This is a genomic window from Rheinheimera sp., assembly GCF_030824435.1.
Lineage (GTDB): Bacteria > Pseudomonadota > Gammaproteobacteria > Enterobacterales > Alteromonadaceae > Pararheinheimera.
The window spans coordinates 132,777-155,090 of record NZ_JAVBXS010000020.1 but is presented as its reverse complement, the minus strand read 5'-3'; the positions used below and the strand labels follow the sequence as shown (position 1 = coordinate 155,090).

Below are 22,314 nucleotides of genomic sequence, written 5' to 3'. Positions count from 1 at the left end.
AGAACTGTTAAACGGCGCGGCGACGCCATACCAGCAGGGCAGCAGCCAACAGACTGAACCAGCCCAAACTACCACCTGAAGAGCCGCCACTGCTTGGCGGTTGTGAAGTGATCAGTGTATTGGCTTTTGGTGTAAGACCGGCGGCTGTGTTCACTTCGGCATTAATTACAGTGATGCTTTCAATAGTCACCAGATTGTTGCTGGTTACCGGTGTTTTGGCGGTGCCATCGGCTGCAGTGTAGTTACGCAGTGGTACTTCCGGGTAATTGGTATTTAGATTGTTTGGCAGAGCGCTGATAGCGTTTATGATTTCCATGCCGGTGCCCGTCACCTGACCAAAAACGGTAAAACCACCGTTTTGTAAATCGAGATTGGCGCTGTTGTCACCTAAATTAATAAACCACTGGTTGGTGGCGCTGTTGGCATTGCCGCCAATTTTAGCCATGGCGATGGTGCCACGCACATTCGACAACTTAGGTTCGTTCACCACTGGAGCCAGCTGTGGCACTGCGGTAAAAGGTGCATTGTTGTCTCCGCTGAAGCGAAAACCACCACCTTGCAATACAAAACCTTTGACACTGCGATGAAAAATGGTGTTTTGATAACTGCCATTTTTGACATAAGCCAGGAAATTATTGACTGTGGCTGGTGTGGTTTGATCAAACAGATTCACTTCAAAATCACCCAGACTGGTTTTTACCAGCACCACTGTTGCGCTGACAGGGGCACAAACAAAGGTGATGGCTGCGGCCAGACAGGCCAGTACTGGGGCGGTTTTTTTCTGCATTGGGCTTACTCCGGATTTGAATATAAGCCGCAGCTTAAACGACAGCCCACTTTGGATGCCAGCGCCATTACATTTAGTCACCAATTGAATACAGATCGTTGTAAAACAACCGGTTATTAAATAATCGACCAGAGAGGCTGTCAGGGCTTGTCCGGCTGTCCGGTCATTTGTTGCCAGTTTTGTAAATAACGAATGGCATTAGGGTGTTGGCCCGCTTGTTCAAAATATAATTTGGCTTTGGCAAAATCGCGGGGTACTACTTTGCCCTCAAAATACAACAGTCCCAGATAATAGTTGGCACTGTGACTGCCGGCAGCTGCCGCTTCTGCAAATAATTGCAGCGCTTTGTTGCTGTCTTCTTTCAGGCCTTTGCCAAACAGATATAACAAGGCCAGCCGGTTTTTTGCCGGTGCGTAACCCTGAGCTGCAGCATATTGATAAAAGTTTGCAGCTGTCTGGTAGTTCTGCGGCACACCGTCGCCATCATCAAACATTAAAGCTGCGTTAAAAGCACAGGCACTGTTGCCCTGTTTGCTACATAACATAAACCAGCGGTTGGCCAGCTCGCTGTTTTTCGGCACCTTGATGCCGTCGCGGTATAAGGTGCCAAGCCGCAACATAGCCCGGCTGAAAAAGCGTTCTGCCGCCTGTTGGTAATATTGCAGCGCCAGTTGTGGTTGAGGTGCACCAAAAACACCTTCTTCGTAACCATAAGCCAGCAGAAAAAGCGCTTCAGGGTGCCAGTTCTGGCTGGCTTGTAACAGATATTGTTCTGCTTCTGCTGCCGCGGAAGGAGAGACAGGTTGTTGTTGTATCAGTTGTGATGCGTAGAGATAGGCTGCAACACTATTGCCTTGTTCAGCCAGAGGTTTTAGTTGTTGACTGAGTTCAGTAGTTTTTTCCGGATGCTGCTCAAGTTGCGACAGCAGATAAAAAGCTTTGGCATCTTGCATGCCGGCAGCGGCAGCTGCTTTTAACCAAAAATCCCCTTGAGCAGGATCTGACTTGCCAAATTTGTTGCCAAAATAATAACGGGATAGCTGTAATTCGGCCTGTCCGGCGCCAGCCAGCTGATTGATCAGCTGCAGTTGTTCTTTGATATTGCCCTTGTCGACAGCGCCAAGCCTGCCACTCTGGTGCAGGAACAATAAAAACTGCAAGGCAGGCACATAGTCATCGTCTGCCGCAGCCAATAGCCACTGATGACATTGGCTTTTTTTCAGCTCCAGACTGGCCTGATAACAGAGTTCGGCCAGTTTAACTGCGGCCTGATGTGAGCCTTCGCTGATACCTTGTTGGTAAAGGCTGGCTGCCTGTTCCGACTGGCCAGCCTGTTGTTGCAGCATGGCCAATGGCAATAACAACATTGAATTGGTTTTTGCATATTCCGGCTGCATTTGCCGGCCCCAACCATCGACCAGACCGGTAAAAGGAAAAGGGATCTGGTCCAGCGCATGCAGATAACGCTGATTTTCAAAATAAATCGCCTTAAACTTCTGATCGCTGCTGTCATAGACCTGCAGTACATAATGCAAAGCATTGTTACTTGAGGATAATTCAGCGTAATAATCCAATACCTGCATACCCAGCAGCTGCACTAAGTCATGTGCGTCCTGATACATATTAATTTGAAAAGCGGCATAAGCAGTGCGGCCATGGCCAGTTTGCAATAAACCAGTACGCAGATAATTCAGATAAGCATGCCAGTGTTTTAATTCGTTGTTGTTATTGTCGGCTTGTTCGCTAAAACATCTGATCGCCTGACGATAAAAAGCCAGAGTCCAGAAATTGTCTTTTTGTCCTTGTTGCCAGTCCAGTTGCCGGCAGTTTTTGCCATCAACCTTTTGTTGCCACTGTTGCCAGGCAAGGGCTGTTTTTTCCACTGCCGGGCTTTGCAAATAACTCTGATACAAAGTGCTGTAAGGCGGTAGTTGTTCTGCGTCGGCTAAGTTATCGATGGTTTGCAGATAGAGGTTGGCAGCAGAATGGGCAGCAGGGCGGCTTTGGCAAGCCGACAATAACCACAGGCAACAACAGAGGCACAGAAGGCGTAACATCACAGCTTGATTCCCTGCTTCAGCTATCAATAAAAAGACGATTATTCAGCGGCTAACCAGGGGGTTTCCGGCAATAAGTCCAGATGTTGTTCATAACGGGCCAGATTAAACTGTTGCTGCTGTTCCACTACGGCCAACATCTCCGGCGCCAAAGCACAGGCTATCAGCTCCATCGCTTCTTCCTGACTATGACCCGTCATCCGTAAACGCATTAAAGTGGCTTTAACTTTGGCCGGATAAGCATCGGCCAGCTGATTTTCGATGACTTCAAACAACAGGCTTTGATCAAGCTGTTCTGACTCGTGATTCGACATAAATAGCTCCCCACCCTAAAAGCAGCAGCATGCCAGAAATGCGTTGTATTGCCTAGGCGCCGTAGTAATAAATGCGTGCATTTCAAGGTGATGAAAGGCCTTACTACAAATTCACTTGCAATGGTCTGCTGCCGGCTATAAGGTGGTTTTTATAAAATTATCAGACCGGTTTTAGCCGGCTGCCAACCGGATTTAAGCCGGTACATCAATTACAAAGTTGCCACTACCCTACTTTGCCGTAAAAAACTAAAGCAATAGCGAGTCAAACTATGACAAATATGGAGTTGGCCTGGGCTTTTGCTCAGCAGTTAGTACTTATTCTGCTGGCCGCCCAGCTGTTTGGTTATCTGGCCAAATTTATCGGCCAACCCCGGGTGGTGGGTGAAATGATAGCCGGTGTGGTGCTTGGACCTTCGTTATTTGGCCTTCTGCTGCCGGAACTGCAACAAAGTATTTTTGTCGCCGAGACTATGCCCATCTTGTATATAGGCGCCCAGATTGGGGTGGGCCTTTATATGTTTCTGGTGGGGCTGGAGTTTAATACCCAGCTATTCCGGCAGCAGGCGCGTAGCGCGGTTGGGGTGTCACTGGCAGGCATGATAGTGCCTTTTGCCGTTGGCGCTTTGTTATGCCTGTGGCTGCTTGATCAACCCGGCTTATTCGCCCCAAATATTTCTTACGCCAACGCTGCACTTTTTATGGGTGCTGCTATTGCCATTACTGCTTTTCCAATGCTGGCGCGCATTATTTATGAACGTAAACTGGCAGGCACTGCTTTAGGCACGCTGGCGCTGGCGGCCGGCGCTATTGATGACGCTGCGGCCTGGATAGTACTTGCTGTGGTGTTGGCCAGCTTTGGTGGTGGCACTGAGCTTGCCATTAAAGCCGTGATTGGTGGTGTGTTATATGCCTCTTTTATGCTGCTGAAAGCGCGCGGCTGGTTACAACCGCTGGCGGATAAAGTGCAGCAAAGCGGGGTGTTAACCTCATCACAACTTTTGCTGGTCTTGTTGCTGTGGGCTTTGTCCGCTTATTCCATGGAATGGGTGGGTTTGCATGCGGTCTTTGGTGGTTTCCTATTGGGGATTGCCATGCCTCGCGGCAAATTGACAGAACTCATCAGCACCAGACTGAACAAAATTACCGTGTTTTTACTGTTACCGATGTTTTTTACCTACTCAGGTCTGAAAACCCAATTGGATGTATTGGGTTCCTGGCAGGTGCTGTCGACAGCGCTGGTGATTCTGGCGGCTTCTATTTTTGCCAAAGGGGTGGCTTGCTGGGCGGCGGCCCGTATTGGGGGCGCCGATAACCGCACCGCTATGGCCGTTGGCGCTCTGATGAATTCCAGAGGCCTGATGGAGCTGATTATTATCAATATTGCTTTAAGTTATGGTGTCATTCAACAAGGGTTGTTTTCCATTATGGTGTTAATGGCAATAGTCACCACTTTAATGGCAACGCCATTGTTTCAGCTGGTGTATGGCCGGCATATGGCCAAGGACAAACATAAGTCTTCATCACCATTGCTGGATACCGACTCAACCGCATTAAAAACCGGCTGACTGTTAGTTTGCATTGCGCTGACCCCACGAACTAAAAAGGGCGATGTTATATAACATCGCCCTTTGTTTTATCAGAGGTTGCTGAAAGCCAAAGCACCAAAAACGCCAGGCAACAATGCTGCCACCAATGCTATCAACAATGTTGCCAGCTTAGAGTGCCAGTGCTTTTTCGCCCCGGGAAATACCGGATACCCCGGTGCGAACCACTTCCAGAATTTGCGTATTGCTCATGGCTTCAATAAAAGCTTCCAGCTTTTCTGAAGTGCCCACCACCTGAATGGTATAAGTGGTTGGCGAAACGTCGATAATCTGACCGCGGAAGATATCGGCACAACGTTTTACTTCTTCCCGTTGATCGCCGCTGGCTTTTACTTTCACCATCATCAGTTCACGTTCAATGTGTGCACTTTCGCTTAAATCCACCAGCTTCACCACTTCAATCAGCTTGTGCAGCTGTTTGGTGATTTGTTCAATGACCTGGTCGTCACCCCTTGTCACCAGCGTCAACCGCGACAAAGTTGGATCTTCAGTGGCGGCAACTGTTAAAGAATCAATGTTATAACCACGCTGGGCAAATAAACCTACCACACGGGCCAAAGCGCCGGACTCGTTTTCCAGCAATACTGCGATAATATGCCGCATCTTAAGTCCGCTCCGTTTTGCTTAAGAACATTTCATTCATAGCGCCACCCGGCACTTGCATTGGGTACACGTGCTCTTTCGGGTCAATATGAATATCGAGGAACACCAAACGGTCTTTTAAGGCAAAAGCGCGTTCCAGCGCAGGCTCCAGCTCTTCCGGTCTGGTGACGCGAATACCAACATGGCCGTAAGCTTCGGCCAGTTTGACAAAGTCCGGCAGTGAATCCATGTAGGAGCTTGAATAACGCGAATCGTAGTTCATATCCTGCCACTGCTTCACCATGCCCAAATAACCGTTATTGAGGTTGATGATTTTGACCCCAAGGCCATATTGTTTGCAGGTCGACAGTTCCTGAATATTCATCTGAATAGAACCTTCACCCGTGACACAAACTACTTCAGCGTCAGGGTAATGCAGCTTGACGCCCATGGCAGCAGGCAAACCAAAACCCATGGTGCCGAGGCCACCTGAGTTGATCCAACGATTTGGTTTATCAAACTTGTAATATTGGGCGGCGAACATCTGGTGCTGGCCAACGTCAGAGGTGACATAAGCGTCACCTTGGGTATGGCGGTGTACTGCTTCAATCACGGCTTGTGGTTTCAGTAAATCTGCACGCTGTTCATAACGGCCGCCATGCACTTCACGCCATTGATTAATTTGATCCCACCACTGCTGAAGAGCGGCTTGATCCAGTTTTCCGTCCAGTTTATCTAACTGACTCAACATCTCCTGCAACACAGGTTTCACCAGACCAACAATAGGCACCTGGGCGTTGATGGTTTTGGAGATGCTGGCCGGGTCAATATCAATATGAATAATGGTGGCGTTCGGGCAGAATTTTTTGGTGGCGTTGGTCACCCTGTCATCAAAACGGGCGCCAACGGCAAAAATCACATCGGCGTTATGCATGGCCTGATTGGCTTCATAACTGCCGTGCATACCCAACATACCAATAAACTGTGCGTCCGACGCCGGATAAGCGCCCAAGCCCATCAGGGTATTGGTCACAGGTAAATTTAACTTTCTGGCAAGTTCGGTCAGCTCTTCAGAGGCACGACCTAAAATCACCCCACCGCCTGAATACAACACAGGTTTTTTTGCTGCCAATAAAGTTTGCAGCGCCTTTTTAATCTGACCCGGATGGCCTTTGGCATTGGGGTTATAAGAGCGCAGTTTGATCTCTTTTGGATATTCATAAGGGAATTTCTGGCTCGGGATGGTCATGTCTTTTGGAATATCCAGCACCACAGGGCCTGGGCGGCCACTTTGGGCGATATAAAAGGCTTTTTTCACCATCATCGGAATATCAGCCGGGTTACGCACCGACATATTGTGTTTTACGATAGGGCGGGAAATGCCCATCATATCGGTTTCCTGGAAGGCATCATCGCCAATCAGGTGGCTCATCACCTGACCGCAAATCACTACCATCGGAATCGAATCCATATAAGCAGTGGCAATACCGGTAACAGCATTGGTGGCGCCCGGGCCTGAAGTGACGAGCACGACGCCAGCTTTGCCGCTGGCGCGGGCATATGCGTCCGCCATATGGGTTGCTGCTTGTTCGTGGCGGACCAGCACATGCTTCACATCATTTTGCTGAAACAGCGCATCATAGATATGTAACACGGCGCCGCCGGGGTAACCATAAACGTATTCCACGCCTTCATCGTGCAGGGCGCGAACTAACATGGCACCGCCAGACAGCATTTCTGGTTGGTTTTGTTGGCTCATGACTTCGGTCTCATAGTTTGCGTATGCAAAAATATCGGCACTGTGGCTGAAGTTTAAAAAACACTCAGTTGCAGTTCCGGTTGGGTCTTGTCGAAACAAGAAATTTTTTGCTACGTGGATTAGGTTGGCAGCGTAAGGCACTGGCAACAAAAATTTCAAACTACGGCCCGGTTTTTAGTGGTGACTTCTTTTCAAAGAAGTTCATTCTGGAGGCTCGTGAAGTTGTTACTTTACGGGAAAAACCAAAGCCTTGTCGACTTCTTTTTGCCGCTTTTAACCGCTGTTTGCTGGCTTTTTTTGCAGGCTGCTGACATTTGGGGCAACAGCGCTGGTGTGGCTTGCAAAAAGGCGGGTCTGACCACATAGTATTAAATCAATAAGTTAAATCAGCTACAGGTGTTGTCTTGGTGAATCAGGTTGCGGCTAGTTTTGAAAATGTGCGGGAATTGCTGGCGTTGTCACAACAAAAACTGGTGATTTTTGCGTTCTGGTCCGAACGTTCTGCTCAAAGCAAAGAATTATTGCAGTTATTATCAGCCATCAGCAGTGCTTACCCTGAGCAATTGGTGCTGGCTTCGGTGAACTGCGACCAGGATCAGGAACTGGCGATGCAATTTGGCGTACGCAGTTTACCTACCACTATGTTTATTCAAAATGGTCAGCCGGTTGATGGTTTTGCTGGTGTTGAGAGTGACGCGCAAATACGCCAGCGGTTGCAACCTTATTTACCTAAAGCTGAAGATTTATTGTTGGCGCAAGCTGAGACTATGCTGGCTGCGCAACAATGGACAGAAGCTTACCCGTTGTTATTACAGGCGCAGCAAATAGCGCCGGAACGGGTGGATATCCGCAAATTGCTGGCTTATAGCGCCGCATCTCTTGGCAAAATTGACGAAGCCCGCAGTTTAATCAGCACAGTGCTGATGGCCGATCAGGATGCTTTGTATCAGCAGGTGCTTTCATTGATTGAGCTGGCGGAGCAAGCGGCTGACAGCCCGGAGATCCGCGCTTTGGAGCAACAGCTGGCGACTGACCCTGATAATTTATTACTTTGCCAGCAACTGGCAGTGCAATACCAGCAAGCCAACAGGGTGGCGGATGCGCTGGCGCTGTTATACAAAATTCTGCAACAGGATTTAAATTTTGGCGAAAGCAAAAAGCTGATGCTGGATATGCTGGCGGTGCAGCCAAAAGGCGACGCACTGACGGCCAGTTACCGGCGCAAGCTGTATAGTTTATTGTATTAACTTTGCAAAACAGCCAGCATTCTGGCTGTTATTGCGGATGCATGCTGGCATCTGAGCTCACAAGGATCTGTTATGCGCTGGATTTGGTACTGCTGTAGTTTGCTGTTGCTGGTCACCACTTTGCAGGTGCGGGCTGATTCAGCGGAACAATTATTTGCCCGTTATGAACCTGCTTTATTGCAGGTGCGGGTGTTGGAAAAAGCTTCGGGCGCCAAAGCATCTATAGGCACAGGTTTTGTGCTGGAGCAGGCGAATTTATTGGTCACTAATTACCATGTGGTGTCTGAAGCGGTGTTGTTTCCGGAGAAGTATCAGCTGGAATATCTGGCGGCGAATCAGCAAAAAGGCGCTTTAACAGTGCTGGCAGTGGACGTGGTCAACGACCTGGCTTTAGTACAAACTGATTACCAACCAGTAGAAAGATTCAGTATTCAAGCGGAAAAACCTGTACAGGGCGCAACTTTGTATTCGCTCGGTAATCCCCATGATTTGGGTATGATCCTGGTGCCAGGCACCTATAACGGCTTACAAAAATACAGTTATTACCCAAGGATCCATTTTACCGGTGCTGTAAACGCCGGCATGAGTGGTGGCCCCACAGTGGATGCCAGCGGTAAAGTGGTGGGTGTGAATGTGGCTTCTGCCGGCAATCAGCTGGGTTTTCTGGTACCGGCCGATGCGTTATCCAGGTTATTGACCAGTTATCAGCAACAAAACAGCAATACCGACCTGCCTAAACAGATTGAACAACAGCTGTTTGACAGCCAGCAAAAAATGTTCAGTGAAATTTTATCCGCCAACTGGCAACTCAAAGATTTTGGCCCCGGCAAGGTGCCGGATGAAGTGGTGCCTTTTATCCGTTGTTGGGGTGAATCCAATGTGGAAAAAAGCAAAGACCAGCTGAAAAAAGTGGCGGCGTTTTGTAGTCAGGGAGAAGAAATTTTCCTGTCGCAACAGTTTAGTACCGGTCGTATTGAGATGCAGTTTGAATGGTTGCATGGTGTTGGTTTGCACCCGCTGCAGTTTTTTAACCGTTACCAACAGAATATCAGCAGTGCCAATGCCGACAATCAGGCCAGTAAAGAAGATGTCACGCCTTTTGAGTGCCAGCATCAGGTGGTGCAACAACACAATGGTCAGCATGCCAAAACCATTTTTTGTGTCCGTGCTTATCGTAACTTTGCCACCTTGTTTGACGTGTTATATCTGGCGGCTTCGCTGGACCATCAGCAACAAGGGGTGATCAGCCACTTTACCTTGTCTGGGGTCAGTCAGGACAATGCACAGGCTTTTGCCCGCAAATTCAGTGAGGCAGTATTATGGCAATAATTATTGAGGTGCTGAATAAACAACATAAAGTGACGGAACGCCATAAGTTCAGCCAACACAGAGTGGCGTTGGGGCGGGCTTACGACAACGACGTTATTTTGTACGACAAACATATTTGTCCCCATCATGCCGAGCTGGTGCTGGATGAAGAAGGCCAGTGGATATTACGTGATCTGGCGTCGATGAATGGCAGTTATCTGCAGCCAAAACAGCCGTTAACGGAACCTCAACAGCTGCAATCCGGCCAGTTGTGCTGGCTTGGTGAACAGGCGGTGCGGATTTATGACGATGCCCATCAGGTGGCGCCGGCCTTGCCATTTAATCCGCTGGAACAACGCCTGCTGCGTTGTGGCCATCTGGGGCTGATCCTGTTGTTATTGTTGTTTATGCTGTTCGAAGAAGTATTTCATATCTGGCTGGCGGCACCTGAGCAGCAGCAGGCACAGTGGTCGCGTAGTCTGGTGAATTTGCCTTTGTTGTTGCTGGTATTAACTTTATGGCCAGCAGTGTTGGCGCTCTGGTCCAAAATCAATCAGCACGAAGCCAGATTTTTACCTCAGTTGGGTATTACTTTTATTGGTCTGAGTGTGATGGCGGTATGGCAGGCGCTGATGGTGATCATGAACTTCAGTTTTGATGGTGCTGCCGCCATCAACTGGCTGCAGGAAGCCGGCCGACTGGTGATATTAACTTTGTTGCTTGGTGCCAACTTTTATCTGGCGATGCAAATTAGTGTATTTAAAAAAATGGCGATGGCTTTTGGTCTGGCGCTGTTACTCAGTGTACAAAGTCTGGGGCTGGGTTTCTGGTTTGATGAATCCCGTCAGCTGGCACCGCAGTTTGACCACAGTTTATTACCCCTGAGTTTTTATCTGAACACTGCGGTCAGTGCCGAAGATTTTGCCCAAAGCAGCAACAGCCTGTTTGAGGCTGCTGCCAAAGAACGTCAGGAACAGGATTAAGGCTGCTGACTGTCGAGCCAGATCTGCCGGATTTGGCTCGACAACGTCATAGGATCAAAAGGTTTGACCACTACATCACTGGCTCCCAGCGCTTTATAAGATTCAATCTCGCTGGCCTGCACCTTGGCTGTCATAAAGACGACAGGCACCTGGCGTAAATCAAACATCTGTTGCAGTTGTTTGAGGGTGGTAGGGCCATCCATACCTGGCATCATCACATCCAGCAGCACCAGTTGCGGCGAAAATACGGTAAATTTGTCCAGAGCTTCCTGGCCTGAGCTACAGGTGCAAACCTGAAAACCTCCGACTATCTCCAGAGCTACTCTGGCAACATCCTGAATTGATTGATCATCTTCGACATGCATCACACGGACTAAATCATTCATCGGCTATCTCTGCATTCAACCTAAGATGCTTTAGTCTGGCATAACAGCCGCGTAGTGGCTAGCCATGTCCACTGACAATGCTGGCTTTGTCGGCGGCTGGCTTCGTATAATAACAACCTGATTTGCCCTTTATAACCGGATAGCCTGTGCTGACTGATGATCTGAAGTTGTGGTTTTTCCAGCTGGACCAGTTACTGCTACAACTACAGCCGCAGTGGCGACTACAGCCTATGCAGGCAAAAGCTTTGCCTTTTGCCGATGCTGAACTGAACGCCTTGTTGTTGTCTTTGAGTTTGGAACAATGTGATGCCATTGACCAAAACCCGGTTCTACAACAACACTATTTTGCCGGTTTTTTTCCGTTGTTATTTCAACTGATGCCGCAGCTGCCATTTTTTCAGGCCAAAGGCCTCAGTTTGCCCTTTTGGCTTAGTACCGATATAGGTGGGCGCAAGTGGCAACAAATTTCTCTTTTTGCCGAAGCTGTTGGCAAAAAAGACGGCACTGTATTGGAGTGGTGCGCCGGTAAAGGCCATCTGGGAAAAGTGCTTTGTTTTGCTTACCACAATGAAGTTCGTAGTCTGGAATGGCAGGCTGAGTTATGTCAGCAGGGGCAACAACAAGCCGACAAACTGCAACTAAAACAGAACTTTATTGAACACAATGTGCTGCAAGGTGAACAACAACAGGTTTTTAGCGGTGTTGATCAACTGGTGGCTTTACATGCATGTGGTGATTTACACCGGGTGGCGTTGCAGGCCGGTGTAGCGGCGAATTGTGCTGAACTGCATCTGCTGCCTTGTTGTTATCATTTGCAACAAGGGGATCTTTACCAGCCGCTGTCGCAACTGGCGGCGCAGAGTCAGTTGAAACTGACAAAACAGGAACTGAAACTGTCGGTGCAGGGGCACAATACCGGCGGTGAACGGGTGCGGCGTTTGCGCCATACCGAAGTGTTATGGCGCCGTGCTTATCAGTTATGGCACAACGAACAAACAGGCAGTGAGCTTTATCAGCCACTAGCTTCCACTGGCAAACACTGGTTTAGTGGTGAATTTGCCGCTTTTGCCAAGTGGGCAGCTTCACAGCATCAGCTGCATTGGCCGGTACAACAAGATGGTTTGTGTTATTTACAGCAGGCGCAAGCCTTGTTGTTGTTACAAAGGCGTATTGAGCTAGTACAGCATTTATTCCGTCGGCCGCTGGAATTGTGGTTGGTGCTGGACCGGGCTTTGTATCTGGTGGAGCAGGGTTATCAGGTGCAGTTACAGCAGCTGTGTGAGGCCAGTGTGACCCCACGCAATCTGCTGATCAGTGCTTATCGTTAAACCGACGAACAATCCAGCTCAGTCAGAGTGACAGGCGCTGTACCCAGGTAATGACTGATTTGCTGGTCTTTATGCACCCACCTTTGGTTCAGCCATAGCTGAAACCGCTGGCGAAAAGCTTCGTCGTTAAAATAATCACCAATAATGTGGTCGTTAACCGGCAGCACTTCCACCTGAATCACCACCCGTTTTAATTTACCGAGCAACATATCTACCAGTACATGGTTTGGGTTATCCGGATAAATCAGTGTGACATCCAATACAGCATCAAACTGCGAACCCATACTGGCCAGCGTAAAAGCAATACCACCGGCTTTGGCTGGTAATAAATGGCGGAACGGGCTGTTTTTGTGTTTTTGTTTGCTGCTGGTAAAGCGGGTGCCTTCAACAAAATTGATGATAGTGGTAGGCGTGTGGCGGAACTTTTCGCAGGACTTTTTTGTGGTTTCGATGTCTTTGCCTTTCAGCGCCGGGTTTTTCTGAATTTGCGCCTGGCTGTACCTTTTCATAAAAGGCATGTCCAGCGCCCAGGATGCCGAACCAATAAAAGGCACCCATTTGAGTTCTTCTTTTAAAAAAAACTTCGGCTCCGGAATACGCTCCAGCGCAAACTGGCTTAACACCGGAATATCCAGCCAGCTTTTATGGTTGGAAATTAACAAATACCAGCTGTCTTGCTTCAGCTCTGTCAGGCCAGACAGTTGCCACTCAACCTTGTTAAATAAACCAATCAACTGGCGGTTGTGTAAAGACCAGTGGCGGTATGCCCAGTGTGCCAGTCGTGACACCTGAATTTGCAATACCGGCACTGGCAACAATAGTTTGAGCACACCACATAGAGTGACAATACAGCCCCACAAGCTCAGATTCAGCGTAAAAAGTGCCAGTGCAAAAGGCGCACGCAACAGCCGGAATAACTCCATCAACATCATACTTCTCCCTGTTGCAACCTGATCAGTTGCTGGTCTTTGTCCAGCCATAGCTGATTAACCCATAACTGAAAACGCTCGCGAAACTGTGGATCTTCGTAGTCACCTATCAGGTTCTGGTCAATAGGCAGTACCCGCACTCTAACCTTGATGTCATGCACTTTGCCAGAGATATAATCCCAGAAAGTTGGTGCGCCTTTCGGGTAATAAATAGTCACATCCAGCAATTTATGCAGATGTTCACCCATAGCGTTTAACACAAAAGAAATGCCACCGGCTTTGGGTTTTAATAAATGTTGGAATGGCGATTGTTGCTGTTGTTGTTTTTCTGGTGTAAAGCGGGTGCCTTCGAGAAAATTCATCACCGACACTGGTTTATAACGGAATTTTTCGCAGGCCTTGCGGGTGGTTTTTATATCCTGGCCTTTGAGCTCTGGGTATTTTTTTAAAAAAGCTGCGCTGTAGCGTTTCATAAAAGGAAAATCCAGCGCCCACCAGCACAGGCCTATCACAGGCACATAAATCAGCTCTTTTTTCAGGAAAAATTTTAAAAAAGGCACTTGCTGGTTCATTACTTTTTGCAACACCAGAATATCCACCCAGGATTGATGGTTGGCGATCACCAGGTACCAGTCTTTTACCGACAGCTTATCTAAACCTTTAACATCCCAATGAATTTTGCTGAATAAACGGCTGGTCATATTGTTCAGACTGATCCAGGCGCTGGCGCAGGTGTCGAGCAGATAAGTAATGCCAACCTGCCATAACCGCACCGGTGGCAGTTTTAAGATGGCCAATAACAAAATGGGGCAAGCCCAGAACAGGGTGTTGATCAGATACATCATAAAAGAAATGATGCCAATCAATGGCTTAGGTAAAAAGTGCAACATAGGTTTTCCTCCACAAAGAAAAAGAGCAGGCGGAGCTGCTCTTTGTATCTCATTGGTCATTGCAGTGGCATGAAGAGTGCGACTGCTCCGACCTGTGTCAGTGTACCTTAATCTTCGAAATAGGTGTAACCATAAACACCGGCTTTCAGCTCATCAAGCATAGAGGCTTGTTGGGCAGCATTAAACTTCGAAGTGGCCAGCTGGTTTTTATACGACTGCAACAGCTTTTCCGCGTCAAACTGCACATAACGTAATACGTCAGCCACAGTGTCACCTTTAATGGCGTTGGTCAGTTTATAACTGCCGTCACTGTTCAGTTCAACGTGCACTGAGTCGGTGTCGCCAAACAGGTTGTGCAAATCACCCAGAATTTCCTGGTAAGCACCGACCATAAACATACCCAGCAGGTATTGTTCATCTTCTTTATAGGCCGGTAATGGCAAGCTGGATTCAATACCGTTGCCGTCGGCATAACTTTTCAGCGCACCGTCAGAATCACAGGTGATGTCCTGAATAATGGCGCGTTGTTCCAGCGATTCGTTCATCCGTTCCAGTGGCATTACCGGGAACAGCTGATCAATACCCCAGGCATCCGGCATTGACTGGAACAATGAGAAGTTAACGAATAACTTGTCGGCCAGTTTTTCATTCAGCTCATCGTGAATTTCACGGTGTGAACGTGAAGATAAGTCCAGCTTGTCTTTCACTTTGTTAATGGTGGCAAAATAAATCTGCTCCAATAACGACCAGTCTTTTAACGTCAGCAGACCATGCACATATTGGGCGTGGGCGTCGGTAAAATAATGCACAGCGTCGTGGTAAGCCTCAACCGCAGAACGTGAAGTCACGTTCTGGTAAGAATCCCACAAAGCCCAGACTACCTGAGGTGAATCTTCACTTGGCTCCGGCAGATGACGCAGGCCAGGTGCTCTTTCCACGTCGATAGCGTCTGTGACCAGTACAGCGTGGTGGGCTGTCATAGCGCGGCCAGATTCAGTGATAATGTTTGGATGTGGCAAATCGTATTCGTCACAGACTTCTTTTAAACCATACACTACGTTGCGCGCGTATTCGTACATGGTGTAGTTCATTGAACAAGCTGAACGTGAGTTCGAACCTTCGTAATCCACACCTAAACCACCACCGACATCAACTGTAGTGATAGGCACACCTAAGGTGCGCAGTTCAGCATAATGACGGGCACATTCACGGATAGCATTGTGAATATCACGGATATTCGCAATTTGTGAACCAATATGGAAATGCACCAGTTGCAATAAATCTAACTTGCCAGCTTCTTTTAAAATATCAATGGCTTGCAGAACCTGAGTGGCAGTTAAACCAAACTTACCTTTTTCACCACCGGTGTTTTGCCATTTGCCTTTACCCACTGAATTCAGCTTGATACGGATACCGATAAAAGGTGCCGCTTCCAGGCTGTCTATTTCGCGGATTAAGGTTTTTAATTCAGACAGTTTTTCCACAACCACATAAACACTGTGGCCCATCATCTGGCCAATAGTGGCCAGGCGCAGGAATTCGCTGTCTTTATAACCGTTACAAACAATACGCAGTGGTTGTTCAGTGACACCTAAAATGGCCATCAGTTCTGGTTTAGAGCCTGCTTCCAGACCCACTTTACCACTGTGGTGACTGACCAGTTTACTGACCACTGAAAACTGCTGGTTTACCTTAATTGGGTAAACTGCTGTGTATTCGCCCTGATACTCGCGCTCTTGCTTGGCTTTGGCAAAAGACTTGATCAGCGTATCAACACGATGTTCCAGAATATCGGTAAAACGTACCAAAACCGGCAGCGTTAATCCTTCTTCTTTAAAACGTGCAGTCAGCTCCGGAAAGCTAATGCCTGGTTTGCTGTGATCCTGATCCGGATAAGCAACGAGATTGCCCTGTGCGTTGACATCAAAATAGCCTTCGCTCCAGACTGCTACGTTATAGATGGATCTTGCTTTGTCGATACCCCATTCTGCCATTGTCGTGCCCTTCAAAAAATTAGGTCGCTATTTTAAGTGCAATAGCAGCAAAAAAACATGAAAAATTTGTCCCAAAGCGGCTTCACTGGCAAAATAATTGCCCCCTTTGCCAGTGCCCGGAGTGGAGCTATGTCAGAACTTAATTCTAAACAATGGTTTACCGAAATTTTCCAACCTAGCGGAAGTGCGTTTTCCCTGCAAATTCACCAGAAGTTAGCTGAAGTTCAGTCCCCTTTCCAACATATTGAAGTCTACGAAACCACAGAGTTCGGCAATATGATGGTGATCGATGGCGTTATTATGCTGAGCAGCAGGGAAAATTTCCTTTACCACGAGATGTTAAGCCACCCGGTATTGTTTACTCATCCAAATCCGCAGCAGGTGGTGATCATCGGCGGCGGCGATTGCGGTACCTTACGTGAAGTGCTGAAACATCGATCAGTACAAGCTGTCACTCAGATAGATATTGATGAGCAGGTCACCCGCATGGCCGAACAATATTTCCCTGAACTTTGTGCTTCCAATTCAGACCCGCGCGTTCAATTACTGTTTGATGATGGCATTAAATATATGCGTGAAGCTGCGCCTGAAAGCCTGGATGTGGTGATTGTTGATTCAACTGACCCTATTGGCCCTGGTGAAGGTTTATTTAACCGTGCTTTTTATCAAAGCTGTTTTAACGCTTTAAAACCAGGTGGCATTCTGGTGCAACAAAGTGAGTCACCGCTTATTCATCTGGAGCTGCTGAACGCCATGCGTGAAGCGATGAAAGACGCGGGTTTTGCGCAGCTGCAAACCTTGAATTTTCCACAAATGGTTTACCCAAGTGGTTGGTGGACATGCACTATGGCACGCAAAGGTCAGCCTTTTGACGGCTTCCGTCGTGAAGACGCCGATAATGCCGGTTTTTCCACCGAATATTACAATGCCGACATTCATCAGGCTGCCATGGCATGGCCTAACTTTATGCGCCGCAAGCTGCGTGATTAAAGGCTTTGAGGCTTATTGTGCCAGCGGTTTTGGTTGTTAGCAATTTGTGATGCTGTCAGAAATATGTAACTTTGTTGGTTCAGTACTTGCTTGATCTTAAATGCTTCTGTACATTTAACGTTCAAGTTGGGAGAACTGCCGATGAAATGTCATAGTCTTTGTTTATTATTACTTTGTGCCGCTGGTGCACAAGCCAACGTATATCAATGCGAACAGGACGGCAAAGTTACTTTTAGTCAGTTCCCATGTGAGGAAAGTGCCGAGTTAACCCAAGAGGTCAGCGCCGGCAATGTGATCCTCAGCAGCAATAAAAAGTCAGATCAACAGATGGAAGGCCTGAAGAAAAAAGGCCGTTATCTGGAATATCAATTGTCTGTACTTGAGCAGCAGCAAAAGAAGCAGTTAACAGCGCTGGAAGATGAATATTACGAAGCACAGAAAAAAGGCGCCAAGTCGAACTATCTGGCGATGTTAAATCAAAAAATGCAAAAATTGCGGCAGGAATTTGCTGAGCAACAGCAAAAACAGCAGCAGGAATTAACGGCATTACATCATCAAATGAGCACTTTGCAACGCCAATACGCCGTTAACTGATATATCAGGCTCAGCTAATTGTTGAGCCTTTTTCCCCAGCTTAAACTCGCCACTATCAATACCGACCCCAGACTAAAAGTCAGCCAGTTGACTTGTTGTTGCCAAAGCACAAAATTCACCAATAAACCGGCGGGGATCAATAAATTGTTCATTACAGCCAGCTGGTGAGCATTCACCTGACGGGCGCCGGCATTCCACAACCAATAACCAATACCTGATGCCACCAAACCCAACCAAACCAAAATGGCCCATTCGCTGGTGCTTTGTGGCGCTTTTTGCCAGTCGGCAAACAACCAGGCGCCTAAAGCAGCAACCAGCGATGCACCAACAAAAAACCAACCAAAACTCTGTTGTTGTTGCATGCTGCTGCCAAGGGCAAGCTGGCGGTAAGCCACCTGACCAAAAGCAAAACATAAGTTGGCGGCCTGCACCAACAACAGACCTAACCAAAAATCTGTAGTAGGCGGTGAAAAACGGATCACCAAAGCACCTGAAACGGCCAGAGCTGCCGGGCCAAGCCAGCGCCAACTGATGGGTTTTTGTTGCAAAATCCGGTCAAACAACACCACATAAACCGGCGTCAGAATAGTAAACAGCAACACTTCAGCCACTGTCAGATATAAAAAACTGTGATAAAAAAACAGATACATCAACCCAAGTTGCACAGCGCCAATGCCGGCCAGAGCTGCCGCTTGTTTTGGCGGCGTTTTATAACGGATTAACCAGGGTAAAAATAACAACAGCGCCAACGCCATGCGACTACCAACGGCCAGATAAGGGTCTACTTTTCCCGCCAGAAATTCACCAATCAGCGAAAAACTAAAAGACCAGATCAGCGTCACCCAGATTAATAACTGCATGCAAAATTGCCCTTGATGTCAAAACCGGCCAAGACTAACGTTTTTTCGCCAGATTAAACAGTGTGGCGGCGGGCTATTGTGCTGACATTCAAAACCAGCATCAGGTTTGTTGAGTGGGCGGTATTGAGTGGACGCTGGGTATACGGCGCAGAGTTCGCAGGAAAAAAGGGCAGCTTAAAAACAACAATAAACCGCCCCTGGGACAAACTTATTCGGTCACTGGTTCGATATGAATTTCCACCCGGCGGTTCATTGCGCGGTTGGCTTCATTGGTATTTGGCACTGCCGGATAATTCGGGCCTACACCGCGGGTTTCCAGCCGGATAGGGTCGACCTGCTGGGCTATCAGGTAACTTTTTACCGCGTCAGCACGGGACTGCGACAACTGCATATTCAGGTTCATTGGGCCTGTGTCGTCGGTGTGGCCTGTGATCACCAGCATGGTTTTGTTGTATTCACCCAATACCTTGGCGATGTCGTTGAGTACCGGATATAAATCGGCGCGGATATCGCTACGACCCACAGCAAAAGTCACCTGAGCCGGAATATCAAGGCGCAAAATGTCGCCATCGCGATACACCTTTACACCGGTGCCGGACAGCTGGTCACGCAAAGCTTGTTCCTGATTGTCCATATAACGGCCAACAGCAGCACCGGTTAAAGCACCTAAAGCTGCGCCAATGGCTAATCTTTTGTTTTTGTGGTTGCCGGTAGCTTTACCGGCAATAGCACCAACAGCAGCGCCAATAGCGGCACCTTTAGTGGTGTTGTTTTGCGTGATAGTGGCACAACCACTTAAAGCTAAGCTGGTGCACAAAGCGGCAACCAAATAATGACGTGTATTCATCAGTAGTCCTTGATAAAAGCAATAAAGGCAGCCTAGTCCGGCAGAACTGAATTTTGGCTGAATCTGTAGGCGTTAGGCCGCGGCAGTGTAGTCAGACAACAGCGCTGACGCCAGTGAATTTGTGGTGGTTTTACCTGCTTGTCCGGCCACTGGATTCAGCTGGACATATATACGTCTGAAAAGTTAAGCTCCTGCTGAATTAAAAAACAATAACAGAGGGTTTTAACAGCATGAACGCGCTGCGTTGGAAGCGGATTGTGATCAAAGTGGGTAGTGCTTTGATTGCACCTGAAGGCAAAGGTTGTTCCACCCGTTATTTGCTGGCGATTGCCCGCTTTATCAGCGAATGCAAATTACAGGGTGTGGAAGTGGTATTAGTTTCCAGTGGTAGTGTGGCTGCAGGCCGCGCTGCTATTCCCTTTAGCCATCAGCCGCTGCCCATCAACGTCAAACAAGCCATGGCAGCTATTGGTCAGAGCCAGATGATGATGCTCTGGAGCAAACTGCTGGATTGGCCTTGTGCGCAGATATTGTTAACCCATGATGATTTACGCGACCGTAAAAGATATCTGAATATCGACAATACCTTACGCACCTTGTTAAGCCATGGTGCTGTGCCTGTGGTCAATGAAAACGACACTGTGGCAACAGCTGAGCTGAAAGTGGGCGACAACGACAACCTGGCCGCTATGGTGGCGATAGTGGTAGACGCTGATGCCTTAATTATCTGCTCCGATATTGACGGTTTATACAACGCCAACCCAAGAACCAATCCAGACGCGCAGTTTATTCCGCAGGTTGAAAGCATCACGCCGGACATTTATGCCATGGCCGGTGGCAGCCATCATGCCGTGGGTACAGGTGGCATGGTGACTAAATTACAGGCTGCTGCCAAAGCGGCAGCGCAGGGTATTGAAACGCTGATCATCAATGGCCAGAAGGCCAGCAGTTTTGATGCGCTGCTGAAAGGGGGATCGGCAGGAACCTTGTTTTGTGCTAAAACCGGCCATTTAAGTGCAAAAAAACACTGGTTATTACATAGCAGCAAAGCCAGTGCCGAAGTGACATTAGACGCCGGTGCTGTGGATGCTTTATTGCACAAAGGCGCTTCGTTGTTGGCCAAAGGTGTGGTGGCAGTCAAAGGTGATTTTGATAAAGGTGACGCTATCTGGCTGGTCAGCAGTACAGGCGACAAACTTGCCAAAGGGGTTTGCCAATACAGCGCACCTGAGCTGAATAAAATCAAAGGCATTCACAGTGCACAAATTGAAGCTGTATTGGGTTATTGCCCAAGTGAAGTGGCGGTTCACCGCGACGATTTAGTTTTGATGGAGCAACTCTGATGCAAAACCAGTTTGATCAAGGGGTAGACCAGGCGGTTGGCCAAGCAGTAGACATAGCGGCGTTATGCCAACAAGCAAAAGCGGCCAGCCGGCAACTGGCGCAGTTATCTGAAGCGGAAAAAAACCGGGTGTTGCTGGCGATGGCGGATGCACTGGAAGCGGCAACCAGCAGTATTCTGGAACAAAATCAGCTGGATATGCAAAACGCTGTCGCCAATGGTTTAGCCGAAGCTATGCAGGACAGGTTGTTATTAACCCGGGAGCGCATTCATGCGCTGGCGGGCGCAGTGCGGCAAATTGCCAGCCTGGCCGACCCTGTGGGTCAAATCCGCCAGTTGGCGCCAAGGCCGAATGGCATTCAGGTGGGGCGCATGCGTATTCCACTTGGTGTCATCGCGATGATTTATGAAGCAAGGCCCAATGTCACAGCAGATGCCGGCGCTTTGTGTTTTAAATCGGGCAATGCGGTGATTCTACGGGGTGGCCGTGAGGCTTTACATTCCAGCCTCGCCATTGCCAAAGTGCTGCAACAGGTGCTGGTGACCCATCAAATTAATCCTGCTGCTATTAGTGTATTGCCAAATCCGGACCGGGATTTATTGCTGCAACTGTTGCAGCAAAACAACACTGTGGATTTAGTGATACCAAGGGGTGGTGAAGGTTTAATCCGTTTTGTCAGTGAACATAGCCGTATTCCGGTGATCCAGCATTACAAAGGTGTTTGTCATTTATTTGTCGATAAAGCCGCCGACTTTAACAAGGCGCTGGCGCTGCTGCTCAACGGCAAAACCCAAAGGCCGGGTGTTTGTAATGCACTGGAAACCCTGTTGGTGCATGCCGATATTGCCGCTGAATTTTTAACATTAGCAGGCAAGGCTTTAACAGAAAAAGGCGTGCAGCTGTTTGGTTGTGGCAAAACAGTAGCTTTGTTGCCACAGGCGCAACAAGCCGCTGACGATCAGTTTGATACTGAATATCTGGCGCTTGCCATGTCGGTAAAGGTGGTCGACAACTTTGCTGCTGCTGTCGCGCATATTGAACAACACAGCTCAGGCCATACCGAAGTCATTTGTACCCAGGATATCAGCCGCGCTCAGCGCTTTTTAAAAGCCATTAACTCTGCTGTGGTGATGGTAAATGCTTCGTCGCGCTTTTCCGATGGCGGCGAGCTGGGGTTGGGTGCCGAAATTGGTATTTCCACCAGCAAGTTACACGCTTATGGTCCAATGGGGCTGGAGTCTTTAACCACCGAAAAATATATAGTCATAGGTGATGGCCAGGTGCGTGGTTAACAGCAGGGGTTGTTGACAGACGCAGCTGCCAGTCCAGCGCCCCTACACAACGTTACAGTTCAGCTTTACAGCCTGGATTTACAGCGCAGAGCTCTGAGTTAAAAACAAAAAACGCAGGATGTTCCTGCGTTTTTTTATGCGGAAAACCTCAGATTCAGTGGTGGCTGCGGGTTTTTGTCAGCGCAGCCACTCAGTCTATTAAAGTCCGCAGGTCCATTAA

The 22,314-nt window shown here is 48.3% G+C and carries 21 protein-coding genes; 10 read left to right on the top strand and 11 right to left on the bottom strand.

The features are described from left to right. Positions 1 to 7 precede the first annotated feature (7 nt). From RCH83_RS04590 to RCH83_RS04580, 3 genes are all read right to left on the bottom strand, one after another. Positions 8 to 787: a peptidylprolyl isomerase gene (locus tag RCH83_RS04590; RefSeq protein WP_306519492.1), complete on the bottom strand. Its 780-nt coding sequence runs from the start codon at positions 785 to 787 to the stop codon at positions 8 to 10. 140 nt (positions 788 to 927) lie between these two features. Next, the gene (locus RCH83_RS04585) at positions 928 to 2,844 is read right to left on the bottom strand and encodes a tetratricopeptide repeat protein (RefSeq protein WP_306519567.1); all 1,917 of its coding nucleotides are present in this window, start codon (positions 2,842 to 2,844) and stop codon (positions 928 to 930) included. 41 nt (positions 2,845 to 2,885) lie between these two features. Further along, entirely contained in the window at positions 2,886 to 3,158 is a 273-nt protein-coding gene (locus tag RCH83_RS04580; protein ID WP_306519490.1) for a hypothetical protein, read from the bottom strand. Positions 3,159 to 3,427: 269 nt separating this feature from the next. On the opposite strand from RCH83_RS04580, the gene RCH83_RS04575 reads away from it, so the two are divergent. After that, positions 3,428 to 4,723: a cation:proton antiporter gene (locus RCH83_RS04575; protein ID WP_306519488.1), complete on the top strand. Its 1,296-nt coding sequence runs from the start codon at positions 3,428 to 3,430 to the stop codon at positions 4,721 to 4,723. Between the two features lie 150 nt (positions 4,724 to 4,873). Here the strand turns inward: RCH83_RS04575 and ilvN are convergent, their stop codons facing one another. After that, positions 4,874 to 5,365 (bottom strand): acetolactate synthase small subunit, encoded by a 492-nt coding sequence (gene ilvN / locus RCH83_RS04570; RefSeq protein ID WP_306519486.1) that lies wholly within the window; start codon positions 5,363 to 5,365, stop codon positions 4,874 to 4,876. Position 5,366: 1 nt separating this feature from the next. Next, positions 5,367 to 7,103 (bottom strand): acetolactate synthase 3 large subunit, encoded by a 1,737-nt coding sequence (locus RCH83_RS04565; protein WP_306519484.1) that lies wholly within the window; start codon positions 7,101 to 7,103, stop codon positions 5,367 to 5,369. 80 nt (positions 7,104 to 7,183) lie between these two features. Between RCH83_RS04565 and RCH83_RS04560 the strand changes: the two genes are divergently transcribed. From RCH83_RS04560 to RCH83_RS04545, 4 genes are all read left to right on the top strand, one after another. Then, positions 7,184 to 7,414, top strand: a complete 231-nt coding sequence (locus RCH83_RS04560) for a hypothetical protein (RefSeq protein ID WP_306519482.1) — start codon at positions 7,184 to 7,186, stop codon at positions 7,412 to 7,414. 96 nt (positions 7,415 to 7,510) lie between these two features. Next, positions 7,511 to 8,350, top strand: a complete 840-nt coding sequence (locus RCH83_RS04555; RefSeq protein ID WP_306519480.1) for a tetratricopeptide repeat protein — start codon at positions 7,511 to 7,513, stop codon at positions 8,348 to 8,350. Between the two features lie 72 nt (positions 8,351 to 8,422). Then, positions 8,423 to 9,679 carry a serine protease gene (locus RCH83_RS04550; protein WP_306519478.1) on the top strand — a complete coding sequence of 419 codons (1,257 nt, stop codon included), beginning with the start codon at positions 8,423 to 8,425 and terminating at the stop codon, positions 9,677 to 9,679. After that, the gene (locus RCH83_RS04545) at positions 9,670 to 10,641 is read left to right on the top strand and encodes an FHA domain-containing protein (RefSeq protein WP_306519475.1); all 972 of its coding nucleotides are present in this window, start codon (positions 9,670 to 9,672) and stop codon (positions 10,639 to 10,641) included. Before RCH83_RS04550 ends, RCH83_RS04545 begins: the two co-directional genes overlap by 10 nt. On the opposite strand, the gene RCH83_RS04540 is transcribed toward RCH83_RS04545, so the two are convergent. Continuing rightward, a complete protein-coding gene (locus RCH83_RS04540) occupies positions 10,638 to 11,027 on the bottom strand; it encodes a response regulator (protein WP_306519473.1) in 390 nt (129 codons plus the stop codon). The genes RCH83_RS04545 and RCH83_RS04540 overlap by 4 nt on opposite strands. 146 nt (positions 11,028 to 11,173) lie before the next feature. Between RCH83_RS04540 and RCH83_RS04535 the strand changes: the two genes are divergently transcribed. Then, on the top strand, positions 11,174 to 12,355 hold the full coding sequence (locus tag RCH83_RS04535) for a methyltransferase (protein ID WP_306519470.1): 1,182 nt from the start codon (positions 11,174 to 11,176) through the stop codon (positions 12,353 to 12,355). Here RCH83_RS04535 and RCH83_RS04530 read toward each other — a convergent pair. The 3 genes from RCH83_RS04530 to speA form a co-directional block, all read right to left on the bottom strand. Continuing rightward, positions 12,352 to 13,287 (bottom strand): acyltransferase, encoded by a 936-nt coding sequence (locus RCH83_RS04530; RefSeq protein ID WP_306519468.1) that lies wholly within the window; start codon positions 13,285 to 13,287, stop codon positions 12,352 to 12,354. The two genes, RCH83_RS04535 and RCH83_RS04530, sit on opposite strands and share 4 nt — an antisense overlap. Beyond that, positions 13,284 to 14,174 carry an acyltransferase gene (locus RCH83_RS04525; protein WP_306519466.1) on the bottom strand — a complete coding sequence of 297 codons (891 nt, stop codon included), beginning with the start codon at positions 14,172 to 14,174 and terminating at the stop codon, positions 13,284 to 13,286. Before RCH83_RS04525 ends, RCH83_RS04530 begins: the two co-directional genes overlap by 4 nt. Before the next feature lie 107 nt (positions 14,175 to 14,281). Further along, the gene (speA, locus tag RCH83_RS04520) at positions 14,282 to 16,168 is read right to left on the bottom strand and encodes a biosynthetic arginine decarboxylase (RefSeq protein WP_306519465.1); all 1,887 of its coding nucleotides are present in this window, start codon (positions 16,166 to 16,168) and stop codon (positions 14,282 to 14,284) included. A 129-nt stretch (positions 16,169 to 16,297) separates the two neighbouring features. Here speA and speE point away from each other — a divergent pair, with 129 nt between their 5' ends. Both speE and RCH83_RS04510 read left to right on the top strand, forming a co-directional pair. Further along, the gene (gene speE / locus RCH83_RS04515) at positions 16,298 to 17,158 is read left to right on the top strand and encodes a polyamine aminopropyltransferase (RefSeq protein ID WP_306519463.1); all 861 of its coding nucleotides are present in this window, start codon (positions 16,298 to 16,300) and stop codon (positions 17,156 to 17,158) included. Positions 17,159 to 17,299: 141 nt separating this feature from the next. Beyond that, positions 17,300 to 17,752: a DUF4124 domain-containing protein gene (locus RCH83_RS04510; RefSeq protein WP_306519461.1), complete on the top strand. Its 453-nt coding sequence runs from the start codon at positions 17,300 to 17,302 to the stop codon at positions 17,750 to 17,752. Between the two features lie 14 nt (positions 17,753 to 17,766). On the opposite strand, the gene RCH83_RS04505 is transcribed toward RCH83_RS04510, so the two are convergent. After that, complete coding sequence (locus RCH83_RS04505) at positions 17,767 to 18,612, bottom strand: EamA family transporter (RefSeq protein ID WP_306519460.1); 846 nt, start codon at positions 18,610 to 18,612, stop codon at positions 17,767 to 17,769. A gap of 208 nt (positions 18,613 to 18,820) precedes the next feature. Continuing rightward, a complete protein-coding gene (locus tag RCH83_RS04500; protein WP_306519458.1) occupies positions 18,821 to 19,459 on the bottom strand; it encodes an OmpA family protein in 639 nt (212 codons plus the stop codon). A 230-nt stretch (positions 19,460 to 19,689) separates the two neighbouring features. Here RCH83_RS04500 and proB point away from each other — a divergent pair, with 230 nt between their 5' ends. Both proB and RCH83_RS04490 read left to right on the top strand, forming a co-directional pair. Next, positions 19,690 to 20,802 (top strand): glutamate 5-kinase, encoded by a 1,113-nt coding sequence (proB, locus tag RCH83_RS04495; RefSeq protein ID WP_306519456.1) that lies wholly within the window; start codon positions 19,690 to 19,692, stop codon positions 20,800 to 20,802. Next, positions 20,802 to 22,094 carry a glutamate-5-semialdehyde dehydrogenase gene (locus RCH83_RS04490; protein WP_306519454.1) on the top strand — a complete coding sequence of 431 codons (1,293 nt, stop codon included), beginning with the start codon at positions 20,802 to 20,804 and terminating at the stop codon, positions 22,092 to 22,094. Before proB ends, RCH83_RS04490 begins: the two co-directional genes overlap by 1 nt. Positions 22,095 to 22,314 lie beyond the last annotated feature (220 nt).

What these genes read in the sequence shown, in the direction of transcription:
- RCH83_RS04590 (WP_306519492.1), bottom strand. Translation starts at nt 787, where the DNA reads ATGCAGAAAAAAACCGCCCCAGTACTGGCCTGTCTGGCCGCAGCCATC.
- RCH83_RS04585 (WP_306519567.1), bottom strand. Translation starts at nt 2,844, where the DNA reads ATGTTACGCCTTCTGTGCCTCTGTTGTTGCCTGTGGTTATTGTCGGCT.
- RCH83_RS04580 (WP_306519490.1), bottom strand. Translation starts at nt 3,158, where the DNA reads ATGTCGAATCACGAGTCAGAACAGCTTGATCAAAGCCTGTTGTTTGAA.
- RCH83_RS04575 (WP_306519488.1), top strand. Translation starts at nt 3,428, where the DNA reads ATGACAAATATGGAGTTGGCCTGGGCTTTTGCTCAGCAGTTAGTACTT.
- ilvN (WP_306519486.1), bottom strand. Translation starts at nt 5,365, where the DNA reads ATGCGGCATATTATCGCAGTATTGCTGGAAAACGAGTCCGGCGCTTTG.
- RCH83_RS04565 (WP_306519484.1), bottom strand. Translation starts at nt 7,103, where the DNA reads ATGAGCCAACAAAACCAACCAGAAATGCTGTCTGGCGGTGCCATGTTA.
- RCH83_RS04550 (WP_306519478.1), top strand. Translation starts at nt 8,423, where the DNA reads ATGCGCTGGATTTGGTACTGCTGTAGTTTGCTGTTGCTGGTCACCACT.
- RCH83_RS04545 (WP_306519475.1), top strand. Translation starts at nt 9,670, where the DNA reads ATGGCAATAATTATTGAGGTGCTGAATAAACAACATAAAGTGACGGAA.
- RCH83_RS04540 (WP_306519473.1), bottom strand. Translation starts at nt 11,027, where the DNA reads ATGAATGATTTAGTCCGTGTGATGCATGTCGAAGATGATCAATCAATT.
- RCH83_RS04530 (WP_306519468.1), bottom strand. Translation starts at nt 13,287, where the DNA reads ATGATGTTGATGGAGTTATTCCGGCTGTTGCGTGCGCCTTTTGCACTG.
- RCH83_RS04525 (WP_306519466.1), bottom strand. Translation starts at nt 14,174, where the DNA reads ATGTTGCACTTTTTACCTAAGCCATTGATTGGCATCATTTCTTTTATG.
- speA (WP_306519465.1), bottom strand. Translation starts at nt 16,168, where the DNA reads ATGGCAGAATGGGGTATCGACAAAGCAAGATCCATCTATAACGTAGCA.
- speE (WP_306519463.1), top strand. Translation starts at nt 16,298, where the DNA reads ATGTCAGAACTTAATTCTAAACAATGGTTTACCGAAATTTTCCAACCT.
- RCH83_RS04510 (WP_306519461.1), top strand. Translation starts at nt 17,300, where the DNA reads ATGAAATGTCATAGTCTTTGTTTATTATTACTTTGTGCCGCTGGTGCA.
- RCH83_RS04505 (WP_306519460.1), bottom strand. Translation starts at nt 18,612, where the DNA reads ATGCAGTTATTAATCTGGGTGACGCTGATCTGGTCTTTTAGTTTTTCG.
- RCH83_RS04500 (WP_306519458.1), bottom strand. Translation starts at nt 19,459, where the DNA reads ATGAATACACGTCATTATTTGGTTGCCGCTTTGTGCACCAGCTTAGCT.
- proB (WP_306519456.1), top strand. Translation starts at nt 19,690, where the DNA reads ATGAACGCGCTGCGTTGGAAGCGGATTGTGATCAAAGTGGGTAGTGCT.
- RCH83_RS04490 (WP_306519454.1), top strand. Translation starts at nt 20,802, where the DNA reads ATGCAAAACCAGTTTGATCAAGGGGTAGACCAGGCGGTTGGCCAAGCA.